A 26,948-nucleotide genomic window follows, 5' to 3' on the forward strand; every position below is an offset into this window, starting at 1 on the left:
TTTCCCCTACGCTACCGTAAAGACGATTCCACCCCCGGACGCCTCGGCCCGGACAGTGCTGTTTTCCGGGATGTTCCCTTTCAGGATTTCCAGGGCCAGCGGATTTTCAAGGTGTTTCTGAATGGCCCGTTTCAAGGGCCGGGCGCCGTAAACCGGGTCATAGCCCTGGTCGGCCAGAAACTGCCGGGCCTCCTCGGTCAACTCCAGCTTGATACCCCGGTCGGCGGTGCGGCGAGTGAGCCGTTCCACCTGGATATCCACGATGCGGGCGATCTGGTTCCGGTCCAGGTTGTGAAAGATGATGGTCTCATCGATCCGGTTTAAAAATTCCGGCCGGAAATGCTGGCGCAGAATATCGGACAGGCGGTCCTTGATCTTGTCCGGTTCCGTGCCGGTCAGTTCCTGGATCATCTGGCTGCCGATATTGCTGGTCATGATGATGATGGTGTTCTTAAAGTCCACGGTCCGGCCGTGGCCGTCGGTCATACGGCCGTCGTCCAGCATCTGAAGCAGGATGTTGAAGACGTCCGGATGGGCTTTTTCAATTTCATCGAACAGCACCACCGAATAAGGCCGGCGGCGGACGCTTTCGGTCAGATGTCCGCCCTCGTCGTAGCCGACATACCCCGGAGGCGCGCCGATCATGCGGGCCACGGCGTGTTTCTCCATGTATTCGGACATGTCGATGCGGATGATCTGCTCGCTGTCGAACAGGAATTCGGCCAGGGCCTTGGCCAGCTCGGTCTTGCCCACGCCGGTGGGGCCGAGGAAGATGAACGAGCCCACCGGCCGGTTGGGATCCTGGAGGCCGGAGCGGGAACGTCGGACCGCGTCGGACACGGCGGCCACCGCCTCTTCCTGGCCGACCACGCGCCGGGCCAGCCGCTCTTCCATTTTGACCAGTTTTTCCCGCTCGCCCTCCATCATCTTGCTGACCGGTATCCCGGTCCAGCGGGAGACCACCTCAGCGATGTCCTCGGCATCCACCTCCTCCTTGAGCATCTTCTGATCTTTCTGCACCTGGGCCAGCTCGGCTTCGGTGGCTTCCATTTTTTTGTTGAGCTCGTTGGTACGGCCGTAGCGCAGCTCCGCCACCTTGGCGTAATCGCCCCGGCGTTCGGCCTGCTGCTGGAGGATGCCCAGCTCGTCCATTTCCTTTTTGATGGCGCGCATGGTCTGGATCAGGTCTTTTTCCCGCTCCCAGTGGGCCTTCATGCCGCCGATCTCTTCTTTTAATTCGGCGATCTCCTTTTCCAGGGCCTTCAGGCGTTCTTCGGATTCCTTGTCGGTCTCTTTCTTCAGGGCCTCGCGTTCGATTTCGGACTGGGTGATCTTGCGCTGGATCTCGTCGATCTCCGCCGGCATGCTGTCGATTTCAATGCGCATCTTGGAGGCGCATTCATCCATCAAATCGATGGCCTTGTCCGGCAGAAAGCGGTCGGTGATATAGCGGTTTGACAGGGTGGCGGCGGCGATCAGGGCCGCGTCCCGGATCTTGACGCCGTGATGCACTTCGTATTTTTCTTTTAGACCGCGCAGGATGGAGATGGTGTCGGCCACGGACGGTTCGCTGGTAAAGACCGGCTGAAAGCGCCGTTCCAGGGCCGCGTCCTTTTCAATGTATTTGCGGTATTCATTTAAAGTGGTGGCGCCGATGCAGCGCAGAGCGCCCCGGGCCAGGGCCGGTTTGAGCATGTTGGAGGCGTCCATGGAGCCTTCGCTGGCGCCGGCGCCCACCAGGGTGTGCAATTCGTCGATAAAGAGAATGACCTCGCCCTCGGCGCGCTCCACTTCCTTTAAAACGGCCTTGAGCCGGTCTTCGAATTCGCCCCGGTATTTGGCGCCGGCGATGAGGGCGGCCATGTCCAGGGCCACCAGTTTCTTGTTTTTCAGCCCTTCGGAAACATCCCCGGCCACGATGCGCTGGGCCAGCCCTTCGACAATGGCCGTCTTACCCACGCCCGGTTCGCCGATAAGGACGGGGTTGTTCTTGGTCCGGCGGGAAAGCACCTGGACCACCCGGCGGACCTCCTCGTCCCGGCCGATGACCGGGTCGAGTTTGCCCAGGCGGGCCAGCCCGGTCAGGTCGCGGCTGTATTTTTCCAGGGCCCGGTATTTTTCCTCCGGGTTCTGGTCGGTGACCTGCTGGCTGCCCCGGAACTCCATCAGGACCTTCAGGGCTGTTTCCTTATTAATACCGAATTTTTTCAAAACAGCGGCTGACTTGCCGCCTTTTTCTTCGATAATGGCCAGAAAAATATGATCCACGCTGACGTACTGATCCTTCATGCCGGCGCTCTGGGCAAAGGCCGTATCCATGACGGCCTTGGTCCTTCTGGAAATATAGACTTCCGTTGATCCGCCGCTGACCCTGGGAATTTCGTTTAAGGCCGCGACCACGTCCCGCCGGACGGCATCCGCGGACACACCTGTTTTTTCCAGCATGGCGCCGATCATTCCCCCGGCGTCATCCAGCATGGCGTAAAGCAGGTGCTCCGGCTCGATCTGCTGGTGGCCGCGTTCGGACGCCAGGCCCTGGGCCGCCTGCAGCAGTTCCTGAGACTTGATGGTCAGTTTGTCGATGCGCATGGTTTTCTCCTGTAATTTTATATGGTTTCAGTGCCGATCTCCCCGACGGCGCTGGCATGACTTAAATTATAATCATGAAAACAGGAGGTTCAATGGGGATGACAGCGAAAAACAAGGCGACAAGCAACGGTTTATTGATTGTTCGGCACCATGGTTGTGGCGGACAGGATTTGTGTAATTGAATCAGCGTCGCCGGCGGATTGCCACCGGCTATCGTCGCCGGCGGATTGCCACCGGCTATCGTCGCCGGCGGATTGCCACCGGCTATCGTCGCCGGCGGATTGCCACCGGCTATCGTCGCCGGCGGATTTCCCGGTCCAGGTCCCGCTTGGCGTCCCGGTTCTTGATCTCTTCCCTCTTGTCGTATTTCTTTTTTCCCCGGGCCAGGCCCAGCAGCACTTTGGCCTTGCCGGACTTGAAATAGACTTTCAGGGGGATGAGGGAGAATCCCTTTTCATTGATTTTACCGAACAGCCGTTTGATTTCCTGTTTGTGGAGCAGCAGCTTGCGGGGTCTCTCCGGCTCGTGGTTGTCGTAATAGGCAAACGTATAGGCGCTGATGTTCATCTGATGCAGATACACCTCGCCGTTTTTGATCCGGGCATAAGCGTCCTTGAGGTTGGCCCGGCCCTGCCGCAGGGACTTGACCTCGGTACCTTTCAGTACCAGCCCGGCTTCCATGGTGTCTTCGATGAAGTATTCGTGCTGGGCCTGTTTGTTGACGGTGATGATCTTGATGTGCTGATCGTTCAAGGAGGCGCTCCCGGCCTGATGTTTGACTGCGGAAACAAAGTCATTTCCGTTAAAGGGGGTTAGTGACCGGTTCCCGGCATGTTCAGAAATATGTCGCCGAATTTCTTCTGGATCAGGTCGCTGATGTCCGATGACGAGGTCTGCTTGAGGACATCGACAATGAATTTTTCCGACGTTTTCACATCCAGGGCGCGCAGGGTGTTCTTGACAATGGGGATCGACGGCGGATTCATGCTCAAATCCCTCATGCCCAGTCCCAGCAGGATCGGCAGGTTGATCGGCGCGCCGGCCATTTCCCCGCACATGACCAGTTCCACCTCTTTCTCCCGGGCGATTTTCACGATCTGCCGGATCATGCGGATAATGGCCGGGTGCAGGGTCTGAAAGAGATGGGCCACCTTGCGGTTGCCCCGGTCGATGGCCAGGGAATACTGAACCAGGTCATTGGTGCCGATGCTGAAAAAATCGACCATGTCCGCCAGCAGATCGGCGATGATTACGGCCGAGGGGACCTCGATCATGATGCCCACATCGATATCCCGGTTATATTCCAGTTTGTCTTTTTTCAGGGACGCCGCCGCCTGATCCAGGTGGCTGATGGCTTCGGTGGTTTCATCGACGCTGGAGATCATGGGAAACATGATTTTGACGTTGCCAAAGACGGCCGCTCTCAAAATGGCCCTTAACTGGGTTCTGAAAATATCCGGCCGCTTGAGACAGAAGCGGATGGCCCGAAGACCCAGGGCCGGGTTGGCCTCGTCTTCCGTCTGGTTATAGGCGATGGCCTTGTCGCCGTTGATGTCCAGGGTGCGGATGGTCACCGGCAGGGGCGCCATTCTCTGGGCGATTTCTTTATACTGCTCGAACAATTCCTCTTCCGAGGGGAAGGAGTTGCGGCTCAAGTAGAGAAACTCCGTCCGGAAAAGGCCGATGCCGTCGCCGCCGTAGCGCTTGACCTGATCGATGTCGTCGGGCAGTTCGATGTTGCCCAGTATCCTTAAGGTAACGCCGTCGGCGGTTGTCGATGGCAGCAGGGCGCCCTTGATGATGTCGGTTTTATAGGCGTAATAGGCTTCCTGCCGGTTCTGATAATCAATCAGGGTCTCTTCGGTGGGGTTGATGATGACCATGCCGTTGTCGCCGTCAACGATGATGATATCATCGTTCCGGATGACCCAGGTGGCCCGCTCCAGACCTAAAACAGATGGGATTTCAAGCGTCTTGGCGATAATGGCGGTGTGGGAGGTGCGGCCGCCCTTGTCGGTGATAAAACCCTTGATCCGGTTGAGCTGGATCTGGCTGGTATCGGCCGGGGAGAGGTCATGGGCGACCAGAATGACCCGTTTATTGATCTTGCTGATTTTGACGTTGGGGGTTCCCACCAGATGCTGCATGATCCGGTCGGACACATGAACGATATCGGCGGCTCTTCCTTTAATATAGGGGTCGGCGATTTCCCGGAACATGGCCTTGATATTGGACACCACCTTTTTCAGGGCCCATTCCGCGTTGACCTGCTCTTTTTCAATGGTCTCGATGGCCTTTCCATAGAGCATCTTGTCCTTGAACAGAACCTTGTGGGCCTCCAGAATGTGGATGTGATCCCGCAGGTCTCCCGGGATGTCGCGGATGATCTGAGTGAGCTCTTCCTTGGCGCTTTTGACGGCGGCCCTGAACCGGTTCACTTCGGCGGTGATATTGTCCGAATCGATAAAATACTTTTCCACCACTTCCACACCGGGGCTGTCGGTGTCCACCAGGTAGGCCTTTCCGATACAGATTCCCGGGGAACCGCTCACGCCGACGAGGGCGATCTGTTTGTCACTCCCTGACATTATTCCCGTCTCTTCCTGTTTTTTCTTATTCGTCAAAACCCCTCGCAACCAGATCTACCAGCTTTTCCAGAAGCAACGCATCCGCCGGGTTATCCGCTTCAAAACGGATTTCCGCCCCCTTGGCACAGGCCAGGGTCAGGATGTCAATAACGCTGCTGGCGTCCACTCTTGTTCCGTTTCTGACCAACCAGACGGGGCCCCTGGCCCCGGCGGCGGCTTTAGCCACCTTGGCGGCGGCCCGGGCATGCAGTCCGAGTTCGTTGACGACAACGGTGTCTATGCCGTGCCTCCCGGAAGAGGTATGCATGATTTTTTCATCCAATCTATGTACTATATGCCCGAAATCAAACTAATATGAACGAAAACGCACAAAAAGAAAAGAGAAAACCGGTGGTTTTATAAAAAACTAATTTTATTCGGTATTATTATGATCAGATGGTGGTTTCTTCTTGAACTGCTGTTCAATCTGCTTGAACAGCTCCTTTTTCCTGGTCTCTTCCTTCTGTTTTAAATCCTCGATGGTCTTGTTCCGGCTCTGCTGTTCCTGTTTGAACCGGGCCAGCTCGTCGCCCATGCCACTCCTGGGCGCGTCATCCGGCAAATGCTCGATGGCCGTGTGATCCCGGATAAAAACACGGACCCCGTAAGCACCGCTGGCCATTTCCACGATTCCCTGCTGCTCCAGCTTGCGGCAGAGCCGGTGAACCTGTTCGACGGAAACGGCCAGAATCTCTCCTATGGCCTCCACGGACGGCGGGTGACCATCGCGGTGCTCCAGGATCCGTATGGCCGCCACCACCAGATGGGCGCTATGATAAGGTGAAAGGTTGTTCATCAGTCTCCTTGACATGAACCTGAATAGATAGTAGCATCCTGCCTGAATTTGTCAAGGCAGGGCCAACCGTCAACAACCTTTCCGGGAGGATGAAAAATGATTGAAATTACAGATATTAATGCAAGGGAAATACTGGATTCCAGGGGCAATCCCACGGTGGAGGTGGAGGTGGCCCTGGCCTGCGGCGCCATCGGCCGGGCAGCGGTCCCTTCCGGGGCCTCCACGGGAACCCGGGAAGCGCTGGAGCTCCGGGACGGAGATGCCCGCCGCTACCTGGGCAAAGGCGTCATCAAAGCCGTGAACAACGTCAACACCCTCATCGCGCCCCGGCTGACCGGTCTGCCGGCCGACGATCAGGCGCTGATCGACAGCACCATGATCGAACTGGACGGCACGGCCAACAAGTCCAAGCTTGGCGCCAACGCCATTCTGGGCGTTTCCATGGCCACGGCCCGGGCCGCGGCCGATGCGTATTCCCTGCCGCTTTACAAATATCTGGGGGGGATTTATGCCCGGCAGCTGCCCATGCCGATGATGAATATCGTCAACGGCGGCGCCCACGCTTCCAGCGGCCTGGACATCCAGGAGTTCATGATCATCCCGGTCGGCGCCGACTGCTTTGCCGATTGCCTGCGCATGGGCGCCGAGGTGTTTCATAACCTGAAGAAAATATTAAAGGCCAAGGGATTCAGCACCGCCGTCGGTGATGAAGGCGGTTTCGCGCCCAACCTGGAAAGCAATGAGGCCGCCCTGAAACTGATCGTGGAGGCGATTTCCGCCGCCGGTTATGAACCGGGTGAGGATATCTGCCTGGGACTGGATGCCGCGGCCAGCGAGTTTTTCAAGGGAAAGGGGAAAAAGGGCAAATACGTCCTCAAGGCCGAAGGCCGGGAACTGAGTTCCGAAGAGATGATCGAATACTATGAAAAGTGGATCGATAAGTATCCCATCGTCTCCATCGAGGACGGTCTGGCCGAGCAGGACTGGAACAACTGGCCCCTGATGACCGAACGCCTGGGCAACCTGATCCAGATCGTCGGGGACGATGTCTTTGTCACCAATCCGGAGATCTTCGCCAAGGGGATCAATGAGGGCCTGGCCAATGCCATTCTGGTGAAATTAAACCAGATCGGCACCGTGACCGAAACCCTGGATACCATTGACCTGGCCCGGCAGGCGGGTTACAGCACCGTGATTTCCCACCGGTCCGGCGAGACCGAGGACGCCTTTATCGCCGATCTGGTGGTGGGCGTCAACGGCGGCCAGATCAAGACCGGCTCCCTTTCCCGGTCGGATCGGATCGCCAAGTACAATCAACTGCTGCGGATTGAAGAAGAGCTGGGGGTAGCCGGCCGGCTGGCCTGCGAATTTTAATCCCGGATAGTCGACGCATCAACAACTTCAGCACACAGGGGGAGGGGAATGGGCGCATCCTCAAAGTTCATCTTTGTAACCGGCGGCGTGGTGTCTTCTCTGGGCAAGGGGCTGGCGTCTGCCGCCATCGGCGCCCTTCTGGAAAGCCGGGGGCTGTCGGTTACGCTTCAGAAACTGGATCCGTATATCAACGTGGACCCCGGCACCATGAACCCCTTCCAGCACGGGGAAGTGTTTGTCACCGACGACGGCGCGGAAACCGACCTGGACCTGGGGCATTATGAGCGCTTCACCCACGCCCATCTGGGCAAGGCCAACAACTTCACCACCGGCCGGATTTATGATTCGGTGATTTCCAAGGAACGCCGGGGGGATTACCTGGGCGGCACGGTCCAGGTGATCCCTCACATCACCGATGAGATCAAGCAGAGCATCCGCTCCCTGGAAAATACGGCCGATATCGTCATCACGGAAATCGGCGGCACCATCGGCGATATCGAAAGCCTGCCGTTTCTGGAGGCCATCCGCCAGATGCGGGCGGACGTGGGCAAAGAAAACGTGATTTACATTCACCTCACCCTGGTGCCCCACATCGCCACCGCCAGGGAAGTCAAAACCAAGCCGACCCAGCACAGCGTCAAGGAACTGCGGAGCATCGGCATTCAGCCGGACATTCTGCTCTGCCGGACCGGCGTCTTTCTGGAAGATTCCATCAAGAAGAAAATCGCCCTGTTCTGCGATGTCAGCAAAGACGCGGTCATTACGGCCATTGACGTGGATAATATTTATGAGGTGCCCCTGATTTTTCACCAGGAGGGACTGGATGACAAGATCGTGGAAATGCTCCACATCTGGACCCGGGCGCCGAAACTCGATTTCTGGATGGGGTTGTCCGAAAAAATAAGGAACCCCAAACATCACGTTCGCATCGGCGTGGTCGGCAAATACACCAACCTGACCGAATCTTATAAAAGTCTGAATGAAGCCTTGTATCACGGCGGGTTTGCCAACAACGCCAAGGTCCACCTGATGTTCATCGATTCGGAAACCATTACCCCGGAAAACCGCGCCGACAAGCTGGCCGGCGTCGACGGCATTCTGGTGCCGGGCGGATTCGGCTCCCGGGGGGTGGAAGGAAAAATTCTGGCCTGCCAGTATGCCCGGGAAAACAAAGTGCCTTTTTTCGGCATCTGCCTGGGCATGCAGGTGGCGGTAGTGGAGTTTGCCAGGAACGTGGCCGGGCTGAAAGGCGCGCACAGTTCCGAGTTCGACCGGGACACGGCCTACCCCGTTATCTATCTGATGCGGGAATGGTTTGATGAGCAGACGGGCACTACCCAGAAACGGGACCTCTCTTCGGATAAAGGCGGCACCATGCGCCTGGGCGCTTACTCCTGCAGCGTGGCCGGAAACACGTTCGCCCATGCCGCTTATGGCGCCGGCACTATTTCCGAACGCCACCGCCACCGCTATGAATTCAACAATGAATACCGGGCGCCCCTGGAAAAGGCCGGCCTGATCATCAGCGGCACCTCCCCCAACGGCGAGCTGGTGGAGATCGTGGAAGTCAAGGACCATCCCTGGTTTTTGGGCTGCCAGTTTCATCCGGAATTCAAGTCCCGGCCGGAAAACCCCCATCCCCTGTTCCGGGGTTTTATTAAGGCATCTCTGGAATACGCCGGCGGGAAGTCGTAATCAACCCGATTTGCATCTTGTCGTAATTTGATCCCGCAGGCTGACGGAAGCCGTCCGTCGGAACAGGCCGTGTTCTGCTGACGAGCCCCTGTCGACGCGTCCGCGGCAGCCGAATTGGAAAACGGAGATTGATATGAAGAACCTCCCCGAAAACGCGTGGCACGGTTTGACGGTCCGGGAAACCGTCACCGCTTTTGAATCCCATGAAGACAAGGGCCTTTCCGAGACGGAAGCCCTGGCCCGGGCGGAACGCTTCGGCGCCAACGAACTGACCCGGTCCTCGGGCCAGAGCCCGCTGGTCCGGTTTCTGCTTCAATTCAAACAGCCCCTGGTGATCATTCTGCTGGCCGCGTCTCTGGTCACCCTGATGCTGGCCGAATATATCGACGCCGGGGTCATTTTCGCCGTGGTGCTGGTCAATGCCATCATCGGATTCGTGCAGGAGTCAAAAGCCATCCGGGCCATCGAGGCCCTGTCCCGGGCCATGACCAGCGAGGCCACGGTGGTACGGGACGGCCGCAAACAGCGGTTGCCTGCCCGGCAGCTGGTGCCCGGCGACCTGGTCCTGCTCCAGTCCGGGGACAAGGTGCCGACGGACCTGCGCCTGATCCAGAGCCGGGAGCTGCAGATCGACGAGAGCGCCCTGACCGGCGAAAGCGTGCCGATTCAGAAGGCGGAAACCGTGCTGGCCACGGACATAGTCGTCGGGGACCGGCGCAATATGGCCTATTCCTCCACCCTGGTCACCTACGGCAGCGGCCGGGGCCTGGTGGTGGCCACCGGCGACCGCACCGAAATCGGCCGCATCAATCAGCTCATTGCCGCGGCCGATGTGCTGGAGACCCCCCTGACCCGCAAAATTCACCAGTTTTCCAACATTCTGCTGTATGCCATTCTGGCCATGGCGGTCCTGACCTTTGCCGTCGGTTTTCTCCGGGGGCAGGATCCGGTGGAGATTTTCATGGCCTCGGTGGCCCTGGCGGTGGGCGCCATCCCCGAAGGCCTGCCCGCGGCCATTACCATTACCCTGGCCATCGGCGTTTCCCGCATGGCCCGGCGTCACGCCATCATCCGCAAGCTTCCCGCGGTGGAGACCCTGGGGTCGACCATGATTATCTGCTCGGACAAGACCGGCACCCTGACCCAGAACCAGATGACCGTCACCGATATCCTGGCCGGCGGCCTGCGGTACGAAATTTCCGGGACCGGTTACGCGCCGGAGGGCGCCATCATGCCGCGGGACGACGCCGTTGAGCCGACCGCCAACATGGACCTGGTCGAACTGGTCAAGGCCGGGCTGCTGTGCAATGACTCCCGGCTCAAGAAAACCGAAACCGGCTGGCAGGTGGAAGGCGATCCCACCGAGGGCGCGCTGATCGCCGCGGCCATGAAGGCCGGGTACGATCCTGAAGCGCTGGAAAAAGAAATGCCGCGCGTCGACGCCATTCCGTTTGAGTCGGCCCGTCAGTATATGGCGACATTGCACGACCAGGGAGAGGGAAAGCCCCGGGTTCTTTACGTCAAGGGCTCCATTGAGAGTATCTGCGTGGAATGCGCCGCCATGATGGGCGCGGACGGAAAACCGCAGGTGCCGGCCCCGGGGACCGTGGCCGAATGGGTGGAATCCATGGCCGCCAGGGGATTGCGGGTGCTGGCCTTCGCCCGCAAGGAGATGCCCCCCGGCACGACGCATATTACCCATGCCGACGTGGAGAGCGGTGCCCAGTTTATCGGCCTTCAGGGCATGATCGATCCGCCCCGGCCCGAGGCGATTGAAGCGGTGGCCGCCTGCCAGGCGGCCGGCATCCGGGTCAAGATGATTACCGGCGATCACGCCGGAACCGCCGCCGCCATTGCCCGTCAGATAGGCCTCTGCGGTGAAACCTGCTCCTGGCATACCCGGGAGGTGCTCACCGGACGGGATATCGCCGAGCTGGCGGGTGAACAACTGGTGGAAGCAGCGGACCATACGGCCGTGTTCGCCCGGGTTTCACCGGAGCAGAAACTGCGGCTGGTGGAGGCCCTGCAGAAGCGGAACTACGTGGTGGCCATGACCGGGGACGGCGTCAACGATGCCCCGGCCCTGCGTCAGGCCGACATCGGCGTAGCCATGGGGCTGGCCGGCACCGAAGTGTCCAAGGAGGCGGCCGACATGGTGCTGACCGACGACAACTTCGCCACCATTGAAGCCGCCGTGGAAGAAGGCCGGGGCGTTTTCGACAACCTCATTAAATTTATCACCTGGACCCTGCCCACCAACGGCGGGGAAGGACTGGTGATTCTGACCGCCATCCTGCTGGGTACGCGACTGCCCATCCTGCCGCTTCAGATCCTCTGGATCAATATGACCACGGCCCTGCTGCTGGGGCTGATGCTGGCGTTTGAACCGAAAGAAGCGGGCCTCATGCAGCGGCCGCCCCGGGAACCCGGCAGGCCGCTTCTCACGGCTCCCCTGATCACGCGCATCGTCATGGTCAGCCTGATGCTGGTGGTCGGCTCCTTTGGTCTGTTCCAGCTGGAATTGAGGCTGGCCGGGCATAACGAAGCCCTGGCCCGGACCGTGGCCGTCAATGTGTTTATCTTCGGGGAGATGTTTTACCTGTTCAACTGCCGTTCGATCACCCGCCCGGTCTGGGCCCTGGGCCTGTTCAGCAACCCCCTGCTCTGGGCCGGGGTGGCCGCCATGACGCTGTTGCAGATGCTCTATACCTACCTGCCGCTGTTTAACACCGTCTTCCAAAGCACGCCCATGGGATGGACGGAATGGGGTCTGGTGCTGGGCACCGGTCTGGTGATTTTCACGGTGGTGGAAATCGAGAAGGGGATTCGCCGCGGCGCGGGAGGCGGAGCCGGTTAAAGCCTTGCCTGAATCCAGGTTGAGATGACGTCCAGGACCACTTGCCTGTCCTTCGGCAGCTCGTTCATGGTTTCGTGGAAGAGCCCGCCGAACAGTTTCAGTGTTTTGGCGCTGCTGCCGGCCTTGTCGAAAAACATCCGGCTGCCTTCGGCGGAAACCATTTTGTCGGCCGTGCCGTGAACGACCAGCAGGGGCAGGGTCAGCTCTCCGGCCCGCTCCAGGCACTTGGCGGCCGTGGCCTGAAACGACACAAACCAGGCCGTGGAAACGCGGTCGTGAACCAGGGGGTCGGCCTGATAGGCCGTCACCGTTGACGGGTCGTGGGACAGGTCATCGGCGCAGAGCTTGTTGCTCTGGGTCAGGCGGGGCAGGATCCGGGAGATAATCCGGGCGGCGGCCGCCTGAATGGCCGGCACCTTGACGGCCGGCACAAAGGCCGGCGCCGAGAGAATCAGGGCGGTGATGTCCTGCGGGTGGGTGAGGGCAAACAGCGCCGCGATCAGGCCGCCCATGCTGTGCCCCAGGCAGATCAGGGGCAGGCCGGGGGCTTCTTTTTTGACGATCTGATCGATGTACTGCTTGATATCGGCCGCGTAATCCGCGAAGTCGTTGACATGTCCCCGCTTGCCGCCGGATTTCCCGTGGCCCTGGTGGTCCAGGGCGAAGAAGCAGACCCCCGCGCCGGACATGGTCTCGAGCAGATGGCCGTAGCGTCCGGAATGTTCACCCAGACCGTGCACGATCAACACGGCCCCGCGCGGATCGTCTACCATCCAGCGCTGGTGGAAAATCTCCAGGCCGTCTTTGTTGGTGAAGGTGCCGGTCAAGGGCTGATAGGGTGCCATTTTCCCCTCCTTATTTATCAATCGGTTTATCCGTCCCCATCCCCTGGATGCGGTAGTTGAACTCAAACGCCAGGCGGTGGCCCCAGTTCTTGTCAAACAGGGTCTGGAGGCGGGTACCGTCCATAAGGCCGGAAGGTTTGCCGTAGGTGAAAAACCAGTTGATGATCGGTCCGCCGGAAAATCCAAGGGCCAGCCAGTAGCGGCCGGGAGACAGGGCGATGTCCTGGCCGCCGAAAACGAAATCCACCCAGTGGTAGCCGGGACCGCGGTCAATTCCGCTGGCCGGCAGGCTGTCACTGACGGCCAGGCGTTGATCCGGCAGGCCGTTGTTGTCGCTGAAAAGCTCCGCCCAGATCTGACCGTCGGCGCTGAAATTGCGCAGGGCCAGACCGATGTTTTTCGCTTTGACCGGCTCGGTCAGGATAAAGGATTGGGCGTATTTATTGCCCTGGGCGGTGACATATTCGGCGGTTTCCGCCAGGAAACTTCTGGCTGTCTCCATGGCGCCGTCGGCGACCTGCCGGACCGGTTCACGGGGGTCGGTAAAATCGTGGTGCTCCGGGAACTCAAGATTGCCGGTCAAAAACGGCTTAACGTATGACAGTCGCTGCATTTGTTCGGCGGTCAGTTGAACCGGTTCCGGTTCCCCGGCAGCCAGCGGGGTTTTCTGGAATTCCGCGGAGACTTCCGGGCAAAGCAGGCGCTGGCGGGGACCGTAGCCGCCGGCCCGGCCTGATATTTTGACGCTGTCTGACACGAATTCGGCACTGATATCTTCCGTGTATGATAATTTGCCCGGCACTCCTTCTTGTGACCGTTTGCCCGGTGGCTCATCCTGTGACTGTTTGTCCGGCGGCGTCTTTATCTCAGACCATTGGATCAGGCCGTGTTTTTCCGCGTCGCCGCAGTCAAGCCCCACGGCCATCCGGATAAACCGGCTGCCGACAAACATTTCCGTGCCCTGGGGATCAAAGGGCATCCAGTTTAAATCCGGAAACCAGACCTCTATCCAGGCATACCGGCCCTGGGCGTTCTTCATCACCAGGGTGCCTCCGGAAGCCAGCCGGATCTCATAAGGCTGTTTCAGGGTCACGCCGGTGACGATTCTGACCGGAATGCCGACGGCCCGCATCAGGGCGGCGGATAAGCGGGAAAAGCTCTGACAGTTGCCTTTGCCGGTGCGCAAGGCGGAGAGGGCGTCATGTTGGTCCGGAAGCTGGGCATAGCGCACGTTGTCAACGACCCAGGACAGGATTCGCTGAACCGCGTCAAACTGGCTGGCGGCGCCGGCGGTCAGTTCCCGCGCTTTGGCCTGAATTTCCGGATTGTTGGACGGCGCCTGGGCGGTGGCGGCAAGATAAGGGACTATGTCCGGGGCCGGCTCTCCGACGGGGAAGGGCGCCGCGGTTGTCAACGGTTCCAGCCGCACACCGGTGTTGACGGCAAGATCAATGGTCGCGATCAGTTTTGGCGGCGGTTTTTCCCAGACGGCTTCAATGATGTCGTTGCCATGAGCATCGGTCCGTTTTTCTTCCCTGTCCGGCGCGGTGGAGTAATTGACGTAAAATTTCTCCACCGTCTGGTTGTACGTCGGCGAGCTGAAATTCACCGGCTGGATGAAATTCAGCGCCAATTTTTGCGCGGTTTCCGGGATGCCGATTGATTGGGCGATATGTAAACGGATGGCCGTTTGCTGGCCGCCGTTGAGCAGCAAGGTCTCCGCCATCGCCGGCACGGCCGCGAGCATCAGGCACAAGATGATGAAACCGGTTTTCCTGCTCATGGTTCTGTCCTCAGGCCGGGCTTTATTTCAATCCGTAACCGCCGAATCCGGCGTCAACCAAGCTCCTGGACGCCTTTTAACACGGTGTCAAAAAGGAGCTGAACGTCCTTTTCCTCGATGCAGGAGAAGGCCACGCGCAGGTCGTGATCCCCGATGGAAATGAGGCCCACGCCGTACTTGTCCAGCAGGTGAACCCGCAGCTTTTCGGCATTGACGGTTTTCAGCCGGATGCACATGAAATAGCCGGAGTTAAACGGATAGACATCCCAGGCGGCGGCGTATTTCGGGTCGGCCAGTACCGCTTTGACGCGGGCCGCCTTGCCCTTGAGAATCTCGTATTTTTCTTTCTTCTCCTTCTGGTAGGAGTCGCTCTGCAGGGACTTTAACGTGATGGTCTGGCTCAGGTGCGAGGCGTTGGAAATATTGCCCCGGATACAGCCGGCCGTCTTTTTCTCCAGGGCGTCGAAGATCCCGGCCAGGTTGCTGTCTGCCGCGCAGCCGTAGGTGATAAATCCCACCCGCAACCCCCAGACATAGATTTCCTTGGTGGCGCCGTCGAGTTTGATCGGCAGCAGCCGGGGATGGCGGTTGCACAGTTTGGCAAACAGGGATTCCTTCATGACGTCCGGTTCATAGAAAAGCCCGAAATAGGAGTCATCGCAGACGACGATGACGTTGCTGCCGCTTTCGGCAATCCCGGTCAGGATCGCGGCCAGGTCCTCGCCTTCCTTTTCCCGGGCGGTATAGCCGGTGGGGTTATGGGGAAAGTTCATCAGCACGATCAGCTTTCCGTCTTTATTGGCCAGTTCTTTCGCCCTGGTTGCAAAAGCGTCCAGGTTAAAGCCGCCCTTTTCGTCAAACAGCTTAAATTGCGCGATCTTGACGCCCTTGCGGACGGACAGGATCATGTTGTAGTTGCCCCACATCATGTCCGGCAGCAGCACCGTGTCGCCGGGGTTGGTCCAGACATCGGCGAAAATACTGATGGCATGGGTAATGCCACAGGTAACCACGGGCAGGCTGATGCTCCGGCCTTTGAGGCCCGGGTTTTTGGCGAAAATTTCCGTTTGCCACTGTTTTCTCAGCCCGGGAATCCCGAAGGAAGGGGCATAGGTGATGGACTCTTCCGGCGCCAGGCCGCCGATCATGCCCATGACCGAGGACAGGTGCATGATGCCTTTCCCTTCCTTGGCGATGCCGATGGTGGCGTTGATGGTATGGGCTTTCTCCTTGGCCTCGGCGCTCTGGCTCAATATGCCTTTGGGAAAAAACAGTTCCCGGCCGATACCCGACAGCATTTCCAGTATATGGGGGTTGCCGGCTTCAATGGTCGCGTTCAGTTCTTTGGCAATGGGGTTCATGTGGTTCTTTCCTTTAATGATGATGATTTTCTTCTTCAGGGATTGTCAAAGGGCTGTTATTTCGAGATCATTCTTTTCAGCAGGTGGATAAAATACAGGCTGTTGCATATTTTTGAAAGAAAAATTTTGCGCTCACCTCTAAAAAGTCGTCTTTTCCCGGAGCCGGCAAGAAAATGTTTGCACCGATTTGGGATATTATGATACTAACCGGGGCAGCCTGGAGCATCGAACTCATTCTTCCCCGGTGTTACGGAACAACGGCGTTCCTGAACAATCGCAGATGATTACCGCAAGGGCTTCTGCGCCCTTTTCCCGACGGGGAGGATCATGGCCCGCATTCGGCCCTGAAACGGGCCGTTGTGGTAAGAAAAGACGGAACAAAAGAAAGACAAAAAGATGGACGCGATGCTGGCCCTGGAAGACGGGCGAATCTTTACCTGTCGCTGTTTCACCGAACCCGGCGAAGCCTGGGGGGAGGTCGTTTTCAACACTTCCATGACCGGATACCAGGAAGTGCTGACCGATCCTTCCTACCGGGGACAGATGGTGACCATGACCTATCCCCTGATCGGCAATTACGGGGTCAATGATGAAGACGTGGAGTCCGACCGGATTCAGGCGGCGGCTTTCATCGTGCGCGAATATCAGCCCTGCCCGAGCAATTTCAGGGCCACGGGCACCCTGGCCGACTATCTCAACCGCCAGCATATTATCGGCGTGGACAACCTGGACACCCGGGCCCTGACCCGGCATCTTAGAACCGCCGGCGCCATGCGCGGGTTTATTTCCTGTTCGGACCTGGATCCGGAATCCCTGGTCAAGCGGGTGAAAATGACGCCGGTCATGGTCGGCCGGGATCTGGTCGGCGAGGTGACCACGGAAAAACCTTACCGGTGGGAGAAGGGCCGGCCGGAGCGGTTGTCGGAAGCAGCAGAGGAACTGACCCCGGACGTCTGGCGCCATCGGGGTGACAGGAAGGCCGTGGTCGTTTTTGACTACGGCGTCAAATACAATATTCTGCGGTGCCTGGAGCAGGTCGGCTGTGAGGTGCTGGTGGTGCCGGCGAAAACCGGAGCGGACACGGTCAAACGGCTGGCCCCGGACGGTGTTTTTCTGTCCAACGGCCCCGGCGATCCGGAGCCGCTGACCTATGCCGTGGACACCATCCGCCAGCTGCTGGGCGTTTTTCCCATCTTCGGCATCTGCCTGGGGAACCAGCTGCTGGGCCTGGCCATGGGCGGCAAAACCTATAAATTGAAATTCGGCCACCGCGGGGCCAATCAACCGGCCAAGAATTTTTCCACCGGCCGGGTCGAGATCACCTCCCAGAACCACGGCTTTGCCGTGGATACCGGCAGCATCGACATGGGCGACGTGAACGTGACCCATATCAATCTCAATGACAACACCCTGGAAGGTTTCCGGCACCAGGGCCTGGGCGCTTTTTCCGTGCAGTACCATCCCGAGGCGTCGCCCGGCCCCCATGACGCCCGGTACCTGTTTGACGATTTTGTAAAACTGATGAAAGCGCATCATGCCTAAACGGACCGACCTTCATAAGATCATGATCATCGGCGCCGGCCCCATCGTCATCGGCCAGGCCTGTGAGTTTGACTATTCCGGCACCCAGGCCTGCAAGGCCCTGAGGGAAGAAGGCTATGAGGTGGTGCTGGTCAACAGCAACCCGGCCACCATCATGACCGACCCGGAAATGGCCGACCGCACCTATATCGAACCGGTGACGCCGGAAGTGGTGGCCCGGATCATCGAACAGGAGCGTCCGGACGCCCTGCTGCCCACCCTGGGCGGCCAGACCGGCTTAAATACGGCCGTAAAAACAGCCGAGATGGGGGTGCTGGAAAAATACGGGGTAGAGATGATCGGCGCCTCCCTGGAGGCCATTGAAAAAGCCGAGGACCGGGACCGGTTCCGTAAGGCCATGACCGCCATCGGCCTGAAGGTGCCCAGGAGCGGTATCGCCACGGATATGGCCCAGACCCGGGCCATTGCCGCGGAAATCGGGTTCCCGGTCATCATCCGTCCGGCCTATACCCTGGGCGGGACCGGCGGCGGGGTGGCCTACAATCCCGAGGACCTGGACTATATCGCCAAAAAAGGGCTGGACGCCAGTCTCATCCACCAGATCATGGTGGAAGAGTCCATCATGGGATGGAAGGAATTCGAGCTGGAGGTGATGCGGGACCATGCCGACAACGTGGTCATTATCTGTTCCATTGAAAATTTCGATCCCATGGGCGTGCACACCGGGGACAGCATCACCGTGGCCCCGGCCCAGACCCTGACCGACAGGGAATACCAGGTCATGCGCAACGCCGCTATCGCCATTATGCGGGAGATCGGCGTGGACACGGGCGGCTCCAACGTGCAGTTCGCGGTCAATCCGAAGAACGGCGAGATGGTGGTGATCGAAATGAACCCCCGGGTGTCGCGCAGTTCCGCCCTGGCCTCCAAGGCCACCGGCTTTCCCATCGCCAAGATCGCCGCCAAGCTGGCCGTCGGTTACACCTTGGACGAGATTCCCAACGACATCACCGGCGAGACCCTGGCGTCATTTGAACCTTCCATTGATTACTGCGTGGTCAAAATCCCGCGCTGGACCTTTGAAAAATTTCCCGAAACCCCGGACGAACTGACCACCGCCATGAAATCCGTGGGTGAGGCCATGTCCATCGGCCGCACCTTCAAGGAGGCCCTGCAGAAGGGGCTGCGCTCTTTGGAAATCGACCGCTACGGCTTTGGCGCCGACGGCCGGGAGGTGGCCGGCCTGGAACCGTCTCCGCCGGACCTGGACACCATCCGGAGAAAGCTGGCGATACCCAATTCCAACCGGATTTTTTTCCTGCGCCACGCCCTGGAGCAGGGGCTGGCCATCGAGGAAATTTACAATCTCTCCGGTATCGATCCCTGGTTCCTCTGCCAGTTGCGGCAGATCCTGGATTTTGAACAGGAGATCCGGGCCGATGCCGCGGCCAACGGCGGCTTTCCCGGCGATGCCGTTCTCCGCCAGGCCAAGCGGCTGGGGTTTTCCGACCGCCAGATCGGCCATCTGACCGGCCTTGCCGAGCTTGAGGCGGCCGGACGGAGAAAAGCGTCCGGCATCCGTCCGGTGTACAAGCTGGTGGATACCTGCGCCGCCGAGTTCGCGGCGGCCACGCCGTATTACTACTCCACCTATGAGACGGAGTGCGAGGCCCGGGTTTCCGACCGCAAAAAGGTGATGATCCTGGGCGGCGGCCCCAACCGTATCGGTCAGGGGATTGAGTTCGACTACTGCTGCGTCCACGCCTCCTTCGCCCTGAAGGAGGAAGGGGTGGAAAGCATCATGGTCAACAGCAACCCCGAGACCGTCAGCACCGACTATGACACCTCGGACAAACTTTATTTTGAGCCCCTGACCCTGGAAGATGTGCTGCATATCGTGGAAAAGGAGCGGCCGGACGGCGTGATCCTGCAGTTCGGCGGCCAGACGCCGCTGAAGCTGGCCGTGCCCCTGGCCCGGGCGGGCGTTCCCATCCTGGGCACCAGCCCGGAAAGCATCGACCGGGCCGAGGACCGCAAGCTGTTCCAGGCCATGCTTAAAAAGCTCAACCTGGTTCAGCCGGCCAATGATCTGGCCGTCGACGTGGCCGGGGCCGTGGCCGCGGCCGAACGGATCGGCTACCCGGTCATCGTCCGGCCGTCGTATGTGCTGGGCGGCCGGGCCATGAAGATCGTGTATGACCGCAAGTCCCTGGAGAATTTTACCGCCTATGCCATCAGCGTGGCGCCGGATCATCCGGTGCTGATCGACCAGTTTCTGGAGGACGCCACCGAGCTGGACGTGGACGCCATCTGTGACGGCGAGCGGACGATCATCGGCGGCATCATGGAGCACATCGAGGCGGCCGGGGTTCATTCCGGAGATTCGGCCTGCGTTCTGCCGCCCTACAGCCTGGACAAGGATATTTTAGAGCAGGTGGCGGCCGCCACCCGGGCCATGGCCCGGGAGCTGAACGTCATCGGCCTGATGAACGTCCAGTACGCCATCAAAGGCGGCCGGGTGTTCGTCCTGGAAGTCAACCCCCGGGCCTCCCGGACCATTCCCTTTGTCAGCAAGGCCACCGGCGTGCCCCTGGCCAAGCTGGCCACCAAGGTCATGCTCGGCCGGACCCTGGCGGACCTGGGCCTGACCAGAGAAGTTATCCCCGGCCATGTCTCGGTCAAGGAGGCGGTCATGCCCTTCAACCGCTTCCCCGACGTGGACACCCTCCTGGGCCCGGAGATGAAGTCCACCGGTGAAGTCATGGGCATCAATGCCGCCTTCGGGCCGGCCTTTGCCAAGGCCCAGCTCGGGGCCGGGCAGAACCTGCCGACTTCAGGCACCGTGTTCATCAGCGTGGAAGACAGCGACAAGCCCAAGATGCTTCAGGTGGCCCAGATTTTTCATGACACCGGCTTTTCCATCCTGGCCACCAAGGGCACGGCCGCTTTTCTGCTGCACCACCATATTCCCGCTAAAGAGATCCACAAGGTCTCCTCCGGCCGGCCCCACGTGGTCGACGCCATCATCAACCGGGAGATCCATTTTATCGTCAATACCGGAACCGGCAGCGAGACCCAGCGGGACGGGTACCAGATCCGCCGGTCAGCCCTGAAGTTTTCCATCCCCTACGCCACCACCATCGCCGGCGCCCTGGCCATGGCCCACGGCGTGGCCGCCCTGGCCAGAGGGCCGGTCACGGTCAAGCCCATCCAGGAATACCACCGCTGACGGTTTTGTAAAAAGCGTAATATTCGTTGGGGTTGGTCACCGGTTCAGAACGACCACGTCCGGAACCGGTTTGATGAAATTCTGGCGCAGGCTGTAGGTATAGGCGCCCTGGGCGGGAATCATCAGGATATCGCCCACCTGGATATCCTGCCCGAAATAACTGTATCCCCAGACATCATGCGGCGTGCACAAGGCGCCCAGAACATGGCAGGGCCGTTCCGTCAGGTCCGGCCGGGTCAGGTTCAGCACCGGAAAATAATCGGTTTCAAACCGTTCCCAGCCGATGGTGTTGGTGCCGGCATCGGTGATAACCAGGTCGTCGCCTTTTTTATCCACCACGCTCATTAAAAGCTGCATGGCCTCGTGGCAGATCCAGCGGCCGGGTTCAAGGCAGATCCGGCAGGCGGTAACCGGCCAGATGCTTTCTGTCACCGCCCGGCCGATTTCCCGGGCAAATACCGTAATCGGCTCAGCGGCAAGCCGATAGTGGGGTCGGCATTTACGCGAAGGGTTATGTTCCGGTGTCCCGGTTTCGCCTTCCGGCAACTGGTGCAGCCATTCGCCCTGCTCCGGCCAGTAGCCGCCGCCGATATCAATAAACGCCAGTTGCCGGGTAAATGCTTCCGGCATAGCGGCAAGCAGCGCCCCCAGGGTCCGGATAAAGTCGGCGTGAGCCCGCGGGGTCAGGTTCCAGCTGGTGTGAAACTGGATTCCCCGCAGGTCGATGTGGGGACACCGAAGGGCGGCCTGTTGAAATTCCGGGAGCTGGTCCGGGAGAATGCCGAATTTTCTCCACAACCCCGATGGATTGGTGGTCAGGCGCACGCCGGCGCGAACGGTCGTGTTGGCGGCGGCGGCAATGGGCTCAAGCCGCTGCAGCTCTCCGAAGCTGTCGATCAGCACCGTCACCCGGCCGGCGTTGTCGACGGCGAGCTTCAGTTCATCGGCTGTTTTTCCGGGGCCGCTGAAAACGATGTTGTCCGCCCCGAGATCAAGGGCCATCCGCAGCTCCAGGCCGCTGGACACATCCAGCCCGAATCCGGATTCCAGAAGCGTTCGGGCCACACCGGGATGATTATTGCTCTTGACCGCGAAATAAAAACCGGTTTCGGGCAAAACCGGCTGAAACGCTTTCTTGAACCGGTCAGCCTGACGGGTCAGCACGTCCGGCTCCAGGACATACAGCGGCCGGCCATTCTCCCGGAAGAGCCGCAGATAGGTCTCCCGGCGGTCAAACCAGGATTGAACAAAAGAAGCCAGCGCCTCGGCCGGCAGTATCGCCTGGTCAGGGGTCGGATGATGGGTCATCGGGGTTCGATCTCCACGTTCAAACGGTTCAACAGATCCCGGCACTCTTCCGGTGCGGTTTGGCGGCTTTCAGGGGCGAAAATGATGCTGCCCAGGAGGAAAGATTCATAATCATCCGGCGGGATCCGGATGGTGTCGCCGGGACGGCGCAGGGGAAAAATTTCTTTTACCCGGGGATCACCGGCAATGGTCTTCCAGTCAACTATTTTCAACACGCCGCCTTGGCCGGCGTGAACGCGCAGGCCCGCCATGGGCCGGACAGGGGGAAGGGATTCCAGTTCCAGCGGCCGGTTCTGGGCCAGGTCCAGCGTCAGGGTCAGCATGTCAAGGCCCAGGGCATGACGGATCAGGGCGGGAAGGCAGTCTCCGCCCGGCCGGGGGGTGATTTCCAGCAAAAAGATCTGTCCGTCGCGCACCATGAAATCGGTCATGCAGACACCCCGGGTAAGCCCCAGGGCGGTCGCGGCCCTGGCCAGATTACGGCAGAGGTCCTGGCGGTCGACGCCCGGCAGGGAGTCGATCAGGACGTACCCCATGGTGGTGCCGAAAGCGGTCGTGGTGCAGGAAGGCAGTTTTTCTGACAGTCGGATCAGCCGGGCCCGGTTGTTCTCCAGCAGGAAATCACAGCTGAATTCAGGCGCCCGGATAAACTCTTCAGCAATAACAGGGGCCGAGTGAACGGACCGGTCGCTGTAAAGCCGGTTGTTCGACCGCCGGGCAAGGCCTTCCTCAATGACCGCATATGCCTGCCGGCAATCCGCTTCGGTGCGGCAGCAGAAGACCAGTTCGCTACCGCTGCCCGACACCGGTTTGAGCACGCAGTCGGCACCCAGTTGGCGAAAAAAGGCAACGGACTCGTCGGCCGTCCTGACAGCGGCCACCCGGGGAGCGGACAGACCGTTTCGCAGCCATATTCTTTTGGAAGCAGACTTGTCCCGGCAGTTGGAAACCGCTTCCGGGGAAGGAAATGGCAAAGAAAAATATCCGGCCAGGAGCGCGGCCGGCGCCAGGGATTCGCAGTCGAAACAGGCCACGCCGTTTACGGTCAGATGCCATTGCCCCAGATGGGCGGTAACCGCCTGCCGGAGCCGGTCCATGTCGGTCAGATCGCAGAGGACCTCCTCGTCCGGCGCGGGCGCGGGTTCCCGGGCCTTGCGACGGATATCCTGATCCGTTACAAAAACGGATCGTTGCGGACAGGCGCGCCGGATCCAGTCAATATAGTCGGGCGTTGTGCCCACCACCAGTACGCGACGATCAGGCGCCACAATCGCCACTCCTCTTTTCAGCAGAAGATTCGGCCGCGGTTCCCGGTTCAGGATAATGAAATTTGTAAAGCGGCCGCGGTTGCAGGCGGAACCGTGTTTTCCAGGCAAAATCACCGCACAGAAAATCAACCATGCCCAGCCGCTCCCGGCAGGCCCATTCAATATGATGAAAATTGATCAGCTTGGCCACACCGGGAAATTCGGGATCCGTTCCGCCGGCAATCACCGTGTAGGTGTTGTTCCACAGGGCGCCCACGTCCACCGCCGCCAGGCGGCCGCCGATCAGGACCGAGGTGACGCGAAGCATGTTGTTTTCTTTAAAAAAGGTCAGCAGGTCGATAAAGGAGCCGAAAAACCGGGGATCATGAAAGTAGGAGTGTTCGCCGAAGGCCGCCAGGTTCATGCGCATCATCTGGTCCACGTCGGTCATCCGGTCATAATGCCAGGTGACCGTCTGCGTTTCCAGCCGTCTGATTTCCTGGTCGAATTTTTTCCGGGTTTTTCCGGGGAATGTCCGGCGATAGGTTTCAAATGAATAGTCGTATTGCCCCGGGGTAAACAGGTAGCCGATCTCATCTTCGACGGTGTGGCGGCCGGGGGAAAAAAGAAAATTTTCGTCAAGGTACCGGATAAATACCTTTCCGGGGATTTTCTCCATCAGGGCTTGCGGGGAGGAATCGGCGACGCCGATGATCTTGTTCTGTTCCAGCCAGGTTTTACCCTGCCAGGTCTCTCCCGGAAAATGGCCGTAATATTGTTCTTCTTCGATCCAGGAAAGCGCCAGGAACAGGGGAGGGTGATCCGCCTGTTCCCGGCTTAAGAAAAAAAGAGGACGTTGATAGTGTTTCTGAAAACAGGCCCTGACCGGCCAGAGATCGAAAACGGCTTTCTGTGGCCACAATCGTTCCCAGAGGTTCCGGCAGTCGTCTGTTTTGTGCGCGATATGGATGAGATCCATTCCATCAATATCGCGGTGTTACATTCAAAATACTGTGGGTGCCTTTGAAAAATTTCTGGGCAAAACTTCTCACGGTTTCGGCGTTGTAAAGCTTGCAGCTGAACACGTCCAGATAAACCGTGTTGGTCAGGTTGGCAAAATGGGCGGAAATCAATGACGTTTCGATCAACTGGGTCATGGAGTAGCCGGCCACGCGCTCATCTTCGCCAAAATTGACCACCTGCGTTTCTCCAAAGCGCTTCATCTCGATCAGGTCGCACAGCTCAACGACAAAGCGGCGAATGGCTTCCGCGTCCCTGATCAGGTCCGGATCACAATTGTAAATATCGATGGACGAAGCCAGTCCCCAGATGGATTGCGTTTCTTTTTCCGCAACGTATTGAGGCGATTCCTCCTCCTGGGGTTGTCTTGCCGCTGCCACTGTTTTCATCAGGCTTGCCTCCTTTTTCTCTGGTTCCCAGCAGGACCAGTTTTTTAGGACCCGTTTATTCCGGCCGATTTTCCGGCCGCGCACTTTACTTTTTAACCATTAAGCATTTTTTGTGCCATGTTTTTTTTAACGACAACACATCGTTTTAATATGGTTTTTTTGGTGTCCCCTAAAAAAAGGATTTGTAAGGGGAAAAACGGGTATTTTTTTACCTTTTTTTATTAAAATTCAGCAATTCCGTGCTTAATAATCAGTTATCAGCCTGTTTACCGGAGAAAAGATCAGCTAAAGCGGAACCGAAAAGCCTGGCGGCGGGCAAAATATTTTTTAGCGGAGAGATGGAGAGAGGAGAAGAAAAGGGATTTTGCTTGAAAACCGGTTCTCTCTGTCGTATGCTTTAAAAAATTCGGTATTTGATTTCTTTTTTTGAGGGGTACCCATGCTCATTCGTCTGGTCCTGGCAATAAAAAACAGAAAGCTGCAAACCTACCTGGAAAAAAACTTCCAACAGTTTGATGATATTCAGGTAGCCTGCTGCGGCGATGACAAAAGCCCCTGGCAGTCGGTTATCCGCAGTTGCGGCGATATCATTGTCGTCAGTGAGACCTTCATTCCTCCGCAGATCGAATCCAGCATCTCCATGCTGAATCAGCTCCCGGAAACACCGACGACGGTGGTGCTGCACAACAGCGATTCTTCCGAGGAGCATGCCCAGCTCGTCGGCGCCGGCGCCGATGTGGTGCTGTATTCCGGCATATCCAGAAAAAGCCTGGTCGAAGCCATTGAATCCACCATGGAGTCCCGCCGGCAGTTCATTCAGAAAAACCGGCTTCACGCCAAAGGACAGGCTTCTCCCCGACTCAGCGATTTTATTTCCCAAAGCAGAAACATGCAGGTGCTCATGGAGGAAATATGGAAAGTCATCCCCAGCAACGCGCCGTTGCTTATTCTGGGGGAAACCGGCGTCGGCAAGGAGCACCTGGCCCGGGCTATTCACGCCGAAAGCCCGCGTTCGGCCGGACCGTTTGTTGCCGTCAACGCCGCGGCCCTGCAGGAACAGCTCCTGGAAAGCGAGCTTTTCGGCCATGAGGAAGGCGCCTTTACCGGCGCTATCCGGTCCCGGCGGGGAGCCTTTGAAATGGCCCACGGCGGCACGATTTTCCTGGATGAAATTGGGGAAATGCCGTTGCACCTTCAGGCCAAACTCCTGCGGGTGCTTCAGGACTACGAAGTGCGTCCCCTGGGAAGTGAGCGGTCCACCTGGGTGGATATCCGGGTAGTTGCCGCTACCAACCAGCACCTGGAGTCTTCGGTGGAACAGGGGAAGTTTCGGAAAGACCTTTACTACCGGCTTAGCGTCATCATGCTGACCATCCCGCCGCTGCGGGACCGGGCCGAAGATATCCCCGGTATGGTCCACCGTCTCATCGAGCACTATCAGATGAAAATAGGTAAAGATATCAGGGGGGTAACAGAGGCAGCCATGCAGGCGCTGTGCCAGTACGGGTGGCCGGGAAATGTCCGGGAACTCATGAATGTCATTGAGCGGGCCATTCTTCTCTGCCAGACGGAAATCATTTCCGTTACCGATCTTCCCTATATTTTCCATGAACCGGCCTCTTTTGCCAGTCCCCTGGCCATGCCGGGCGCGCTGATGTCCGATTCCTGGAAGGGGAAAACCCTGCCGGAAGTACGGGAACTGATATTAGACCAGGTGGACCGGGAATACCTGACCATGGTGCTGCGGCAAACCCGGGGTCGGGTCGGCGAAGCGGCCCGGATGTCGGGAATTCACAGTCGGGCGCTGTATAATAAAATGAAGCGGCTGGGCTTGAGCAAGAACGCCTTCAAAGGGAACCGCAAAGAAGGCGAAGGACTGCTTTAGCGGTAGTCGGCAGGCGCGCCCAAAAAATCGGAACTTGAATACCGATATTTTTCGTTTCATCCCCCTGATGATTGTTTTGTCGGTTTAATAGCCGGTCTTTTCCCCTGCGCGCCTATTACCTTTCAAACACGTTGCCCCCGACACGTTTTTTCAAAGTTCGTTTTGAAGCGTTCTGTTTTTAAAAAATAACCATTTAAAATAACGAAGGAATAAAAATATTTTGACCGGCGATGGCGCCGGGCGCCCCTGATGGTGAAGAAGGCCGGCATAACCCGCCGGCCGGACAGTCCGGCAAATAAATTAGTGATTGACTTTATGAAGAATAATTTTGTATTTTGACGATCAATTCACTTTTTGAATCTTAACGTCATGCCATGTCCGGTAACAGCCGCTCATGGGTC

The 26,948-nt window shown here is 58.6% G+C and carries 17 protein-coding genes and 1 pseudogene; 6 read left to right on the plus strand and 12 right to left on the minus strand.

From position 1 onward, the window contains the following. Positions 1-6: 6 nt before the first annotated feature. The 5 genes from clpB to AB1724_11145 all read right to left on the minus strand — a co-directional run bounded on the left by clpB (position 7) and on the right by AB1724_11145 (position 6,012). A complete protein-coding gene (gene clpB, locus AB1724_11125) occupies positions 7-2,589 on the minus strand; it encodes an ATP-dependent chaperone ClpB (protein ID MEW6078357.1) in 2,583 nt (860 codons plus the stop codon). A gap of 291 nt (positions 2,590-2,880) precedes the next feature. Beyond that, positions 2,881-3,342 carry an SsrA-binding protein SmpB gene (gene smpB / locus AB1724_11130; GenBank protein ID MEW6078358.1) on the minus strand — a complete coding sequence of 154 codons (462 nt, stop codon included), beginning with the start codon at positions 3,340-3,342 and terminating at the stop codon, positions 2,881-2,883. A gap of 59 nt (positions 3,343-3,401) precedes the next feature. After that, complete coding sequence (ptsP, locus tag AB1724_11135; protein MEW6078359.1) at positions 3,402-5,177, minus strand: phosphoenolpyruvate--protein phosphotransferase; 1,776 nt, start codon at positions 5,175-5,177, stop codon at positions 3,402-3,404. Between the two features lie 25 nt (positions 5,178-5,202). Beyond that, positions 5,203-5,484, minus strand: a complete 282-nt coding sequence (locus AB1724_11140; protein ID MEW6078360.1) for an HPr family phosphocarrier protein — start codon at positions 5,482-5,484, stop codon at positions 5,203-5,205. 105 nt (positions 5,485-5,589) lie between these two features. Continuing rightward, a complete protein-coding gene (locus AB1724_11145; GenBank protein ID MEW6078361.1) occupies positions 5,590-6,012 on the minus strand; it encodes a hypothetical protein in 423 nt (140 codons plus the stop codon). Between the two features lie 96 nt (positions 6,013-6,108). Between AB1724_11145 and eno the strand changes: the two genes are divergently transcribed. The 3 genes from eno (at position 6,109) to AB1724_11160 (ending at position 11,938) form a co-directional block, all read left to right on the plus strand. Beyond that, entirely contained in the window at positions 6,109-7,386 is a 1,278-nt protein-coding gene (gene eno, locus AB1724_11150; protein ID MEW6078362.1) for a phosphopyruvate hydratase, read from the plus strand. Between the two features lie 48 nt (positions 7,387-7,434). Next, entirely contained in the window at positions 7,435-9,081 is a 1,647-nt protein-coding gene (locus tag AB1724_11155; protein ID MEW6078363.1) for a CTP synthase, read from the plus strand. A 133-nt stretch (positions 9,082-9,214) separates the two neighbouring features. After that, the gene (locus AB1724_11160; GenBank protein MEW6078364.1) at positions 9,215-11,938 is read left to right on the plus strand and encodes a cation-transporting P-type ATPase; all 2,724 of its coding nucleotides are present in this window, start codon (positions 9,215-9,217) and stop codon (positions 11,936-11,938) included. On the opposite strand, the gene AB1724_11165 is transcribed toward AB1724_11160, so the two are convergent. The 3 genes from AB1724_11165 to AB1724_11175 are packed head-to-tail and all read right to left on the minus strand — an operon-like array spanning position 11,935 to position 15,927. Then, positions 11,935-12,783, minus strand: coding sequence for a lysophospholipase (locus AB1724_11165; GenBank protein MEW6078365.1), 849 nt, complete (start codon positions 12,781-12,783; stop codon positions 11,935-11,937). The two genes, AB1724_11160 and AB1724_11165, sit on opposite strands and share 4 nt — an antisense overlap. Positions 12,784-12,793: 10 nt before the next feature. Continuing rightward, the gene (locus AB1724_11170; GenBank protein ID MEW6078366.1) at positions 12,794-14,566 is read right to left on the minus strand and encodes a transglutaminase-like domain-containing protein; all 1,773 of its coding nucleotides are present in this window, start codon (positions 14,564-14,566) and stop codon (positions 12,794-12,796) included. 53 nt (positions 14,567-14,619) lie between these two features. Continuing rightward, positions 14,620-15,927 (minus strand): aminotransferase class I/II-fold pyridoxal phosphate-dependent enzyme, encoded by a 1,308-nt coding sequence (locus AB1724_11175; protein ID MEW6078367.1) that lies wholly within the window; start codon positions 15,925-15,927, stop codon positions 14,620-14,622. A gap of 396 nt (positions 15,928-16,323) precedes the next feature. Between AB1724_11175 and carA the strand changes: the two genes are divergently transcribed. Together carA and carB are read left to right on the plus strand one after the other, a co-directional pair. After that, positions 16,324-17,469, plus strand: coding sequence for a glutamine-hydrolyzing carbamoyl-phosphate synthase small subunit (carA, locus tag AB1724_11180; protein ID MEW6078368.1), 1,146 nt, complete (start codon positions 16,324-16,326; stop codon positions 17,467-17,469). Then, positions 17,462-20,698 carry a carbamoyl-phosphate synthase large subunit gene (gene carB / locus AB1724_11185; protein MEW6078369.1) on the plus strand — a complete coding sequence of 1,079 codons (3,237 nt, stop codon included), beginning with the start codon at positions 17,462-17,464 and terminating at the stop codon, positions 20,696-20,698. The genes carA and carB overlap by 8 nt, the downstream gene beginning before the upstream one ends. Before the next feature lie 36 nt (positions 20,699-20,734). Here carB and AB1724_11190 read toward each other — a convergent pair whose 3' ends face one another. From AB1724_11190 to AB1724_11205, 4 genes and pseudogenes are all read right to left on the minus strand, one after another. Beyond that, positions 20,735-22,006 (minus strand): alanine racemase, encoded by a 1,272-nt coding sequence (locus tag AB1724_11190; GenBank protein MEW6078370.1) that lies wholly within the window; start codon positions 22,004-22,006, stop codon positions 20,735-20,737. Beyond that, positions 22,003-23,274: an ATP-grasp domain-containing protein gene (locus AB1724_11195; protein ID MEW6078371.1), complete on the minus strand. Its 1,272-nt coding sequence runs from the start codon at positions 23,272-23,274 to the stop codon at positions 22,003-22,005. The genes AB1724_11190 and AB1724_11195 overlap by 4 nt, the downstream gene beginning before the upstream one ends. After that, a complete protein-coding gene (locus AB1724_11200; GenBank protein ID MEW6078372.1) occupies positions 23,264-24,232 on the minus strand; it encodes a GNAT family N-acetyltransferase in 969 nt (322 codons plus the stop codon). The genes AB1724_11195 and AB1724_11200 overlap by 11 nt, the downstream gene beginning before the upstream one ends. A gap of 4 nt (positions 24,233-24,236) precedes the next feature. Beyond that, a pseudogene (locus tag AB1724_11205) lies at positions 24,237-24,581 on the minus strand (S-adenosylmethionine decarboxylase). A 520-nt stretch (positions 24,582-25,101) separates the two neighbouring features. On the opposite strand from AB1724_11205, the gene AB1724_11210 reads away from it, so the two are divergent. Then, the gene (locus tag AB1724_11210) at positions 25,102-26,547 is read left to right on the plus strand and encodes a sigma-54 dependent transcriptional regulator (GenBank protein MEW6078373.1); all 1,446 of its coding nucleotides are present in this window, start codon (positions 25,102-25,104) and stop codon (positions 26,545-26,547) included. Positions 26,548-26,948 lie beyond the last annotated feature (401 nt).

The organism is Thermodesulfobacteriota bacterium (genome assembly GCA_040753795.1).
Classification (GTDB): domain Bacteria; phylum Desulfobacterota; class Desulfobacteria; order Desulfobacterales; family Desulfosudaceae; genus JBFMDX01.

Excerpts from the sequence above, each read along its gene's own strand:
- AB1724_11200 (MEW6078372.1), bottom strand. The coding sequence starts at position 24,232 with ATGGATCTCATCCATATCGCGCACAAAACAGACGACTGCCGGAACCTC.
- AB1724_11145 (MEW6078361.1), bottom strand. The coding sequence starts at position 6,012 with ATGAACAACCTTTCACCTTATCATAGCGCCCATCTGGTGGTGGCGGCC.
- eno (MEW6078362.1), top strand. The coding sequence starts at position 6,109 with ATGATTGAAATTACAGATATTAATGCAAGGGAAATACTGGATTCCAGG.
- AB1724_11165 (MEW6078365.1), bottom strand. The coding sequence starts at position 12,783 with ATGGCACCCTATCAGCCCTTGACCGGCACCTTCACCAACAAAGACGGC.
- AB1724_11160 (MEW6078364.1), top strand. The coding sequence starts at position 9,215 with ATGAAGAACCTCCCCGAAAACGCGTGGCACGGTTTGACGGTCCGGGAA.
- AB1724_11190 (MEW6078370.1), bottom strand. The coding sequence starts at position 22,006 with ATGACCCATCATCCGACCCCTGACCAGGCGATACTGCCGGCCGAGGCG.
- clpB (MEW6078357.1), bottom strand. The coding sequence starts at position 2,589 with ATGCGCATCGACAAACTGACCATCAAGTCTCAGGAACTGCTGCAGGCG.
- ptsP (MEW6078359.1), bottom strand. The coding sequence starts at position 5,177 with ATGTCAGGGAGTGACAAACAGATCGCCCTCGTCGGCGTGAGCGGTTCC.
- AB1724_11175 (MEW6078367.1), bottom strand. The coding sequence starts at position 15,927 with ATGAACCCCATTGCCAAAGAACTGAACGCGACCATTGAAGCCGGCAAC.
- carA (MEW6078368.1), top strand. The coding sequence starts at position 16,324 with ATGGACGCGATGCTGGCCCTGGAAGACGGGCGAATCTTTACCTGTCGC.
- AB1724_11155 (MEW6078363.1), top strand. The coding sequence starts at position 7,435 with ATGGGCGCATCCTCAAAGTTCATCTTTGTAACCGGCGGCGTGGTGTCT.
- carB (MEW6078369.1), top strand. The coding sequence starts at position 17,462 with ATGCCTAAACGGACCGACCTTCATAAGATCATGATCATCGGCGCCGGC.
- AB1724_11210 (MEW6078373.1), top strand. The coding sequence starts at position 25,102 with ATGCTCATTCGTCTGGTCCTGGCAATAAAAAACAGAAAGCTGCAAACC.
- AB1724_11140 (MEW6078360.1), bottom strand. The coding sequence starts at position 5,484 with ATGCATACCTCTTCCGGGAGGCACGGCATAGACACCGTTGTCGTCAAC.
- AB1724_11170 (MEW6078366.1), bottom strand. The coding sequence starts at position 14,566 with ATGAGCAGGAAAACCGGTTTCATCATCTTGTGCCTGATGCTCGCGGCC.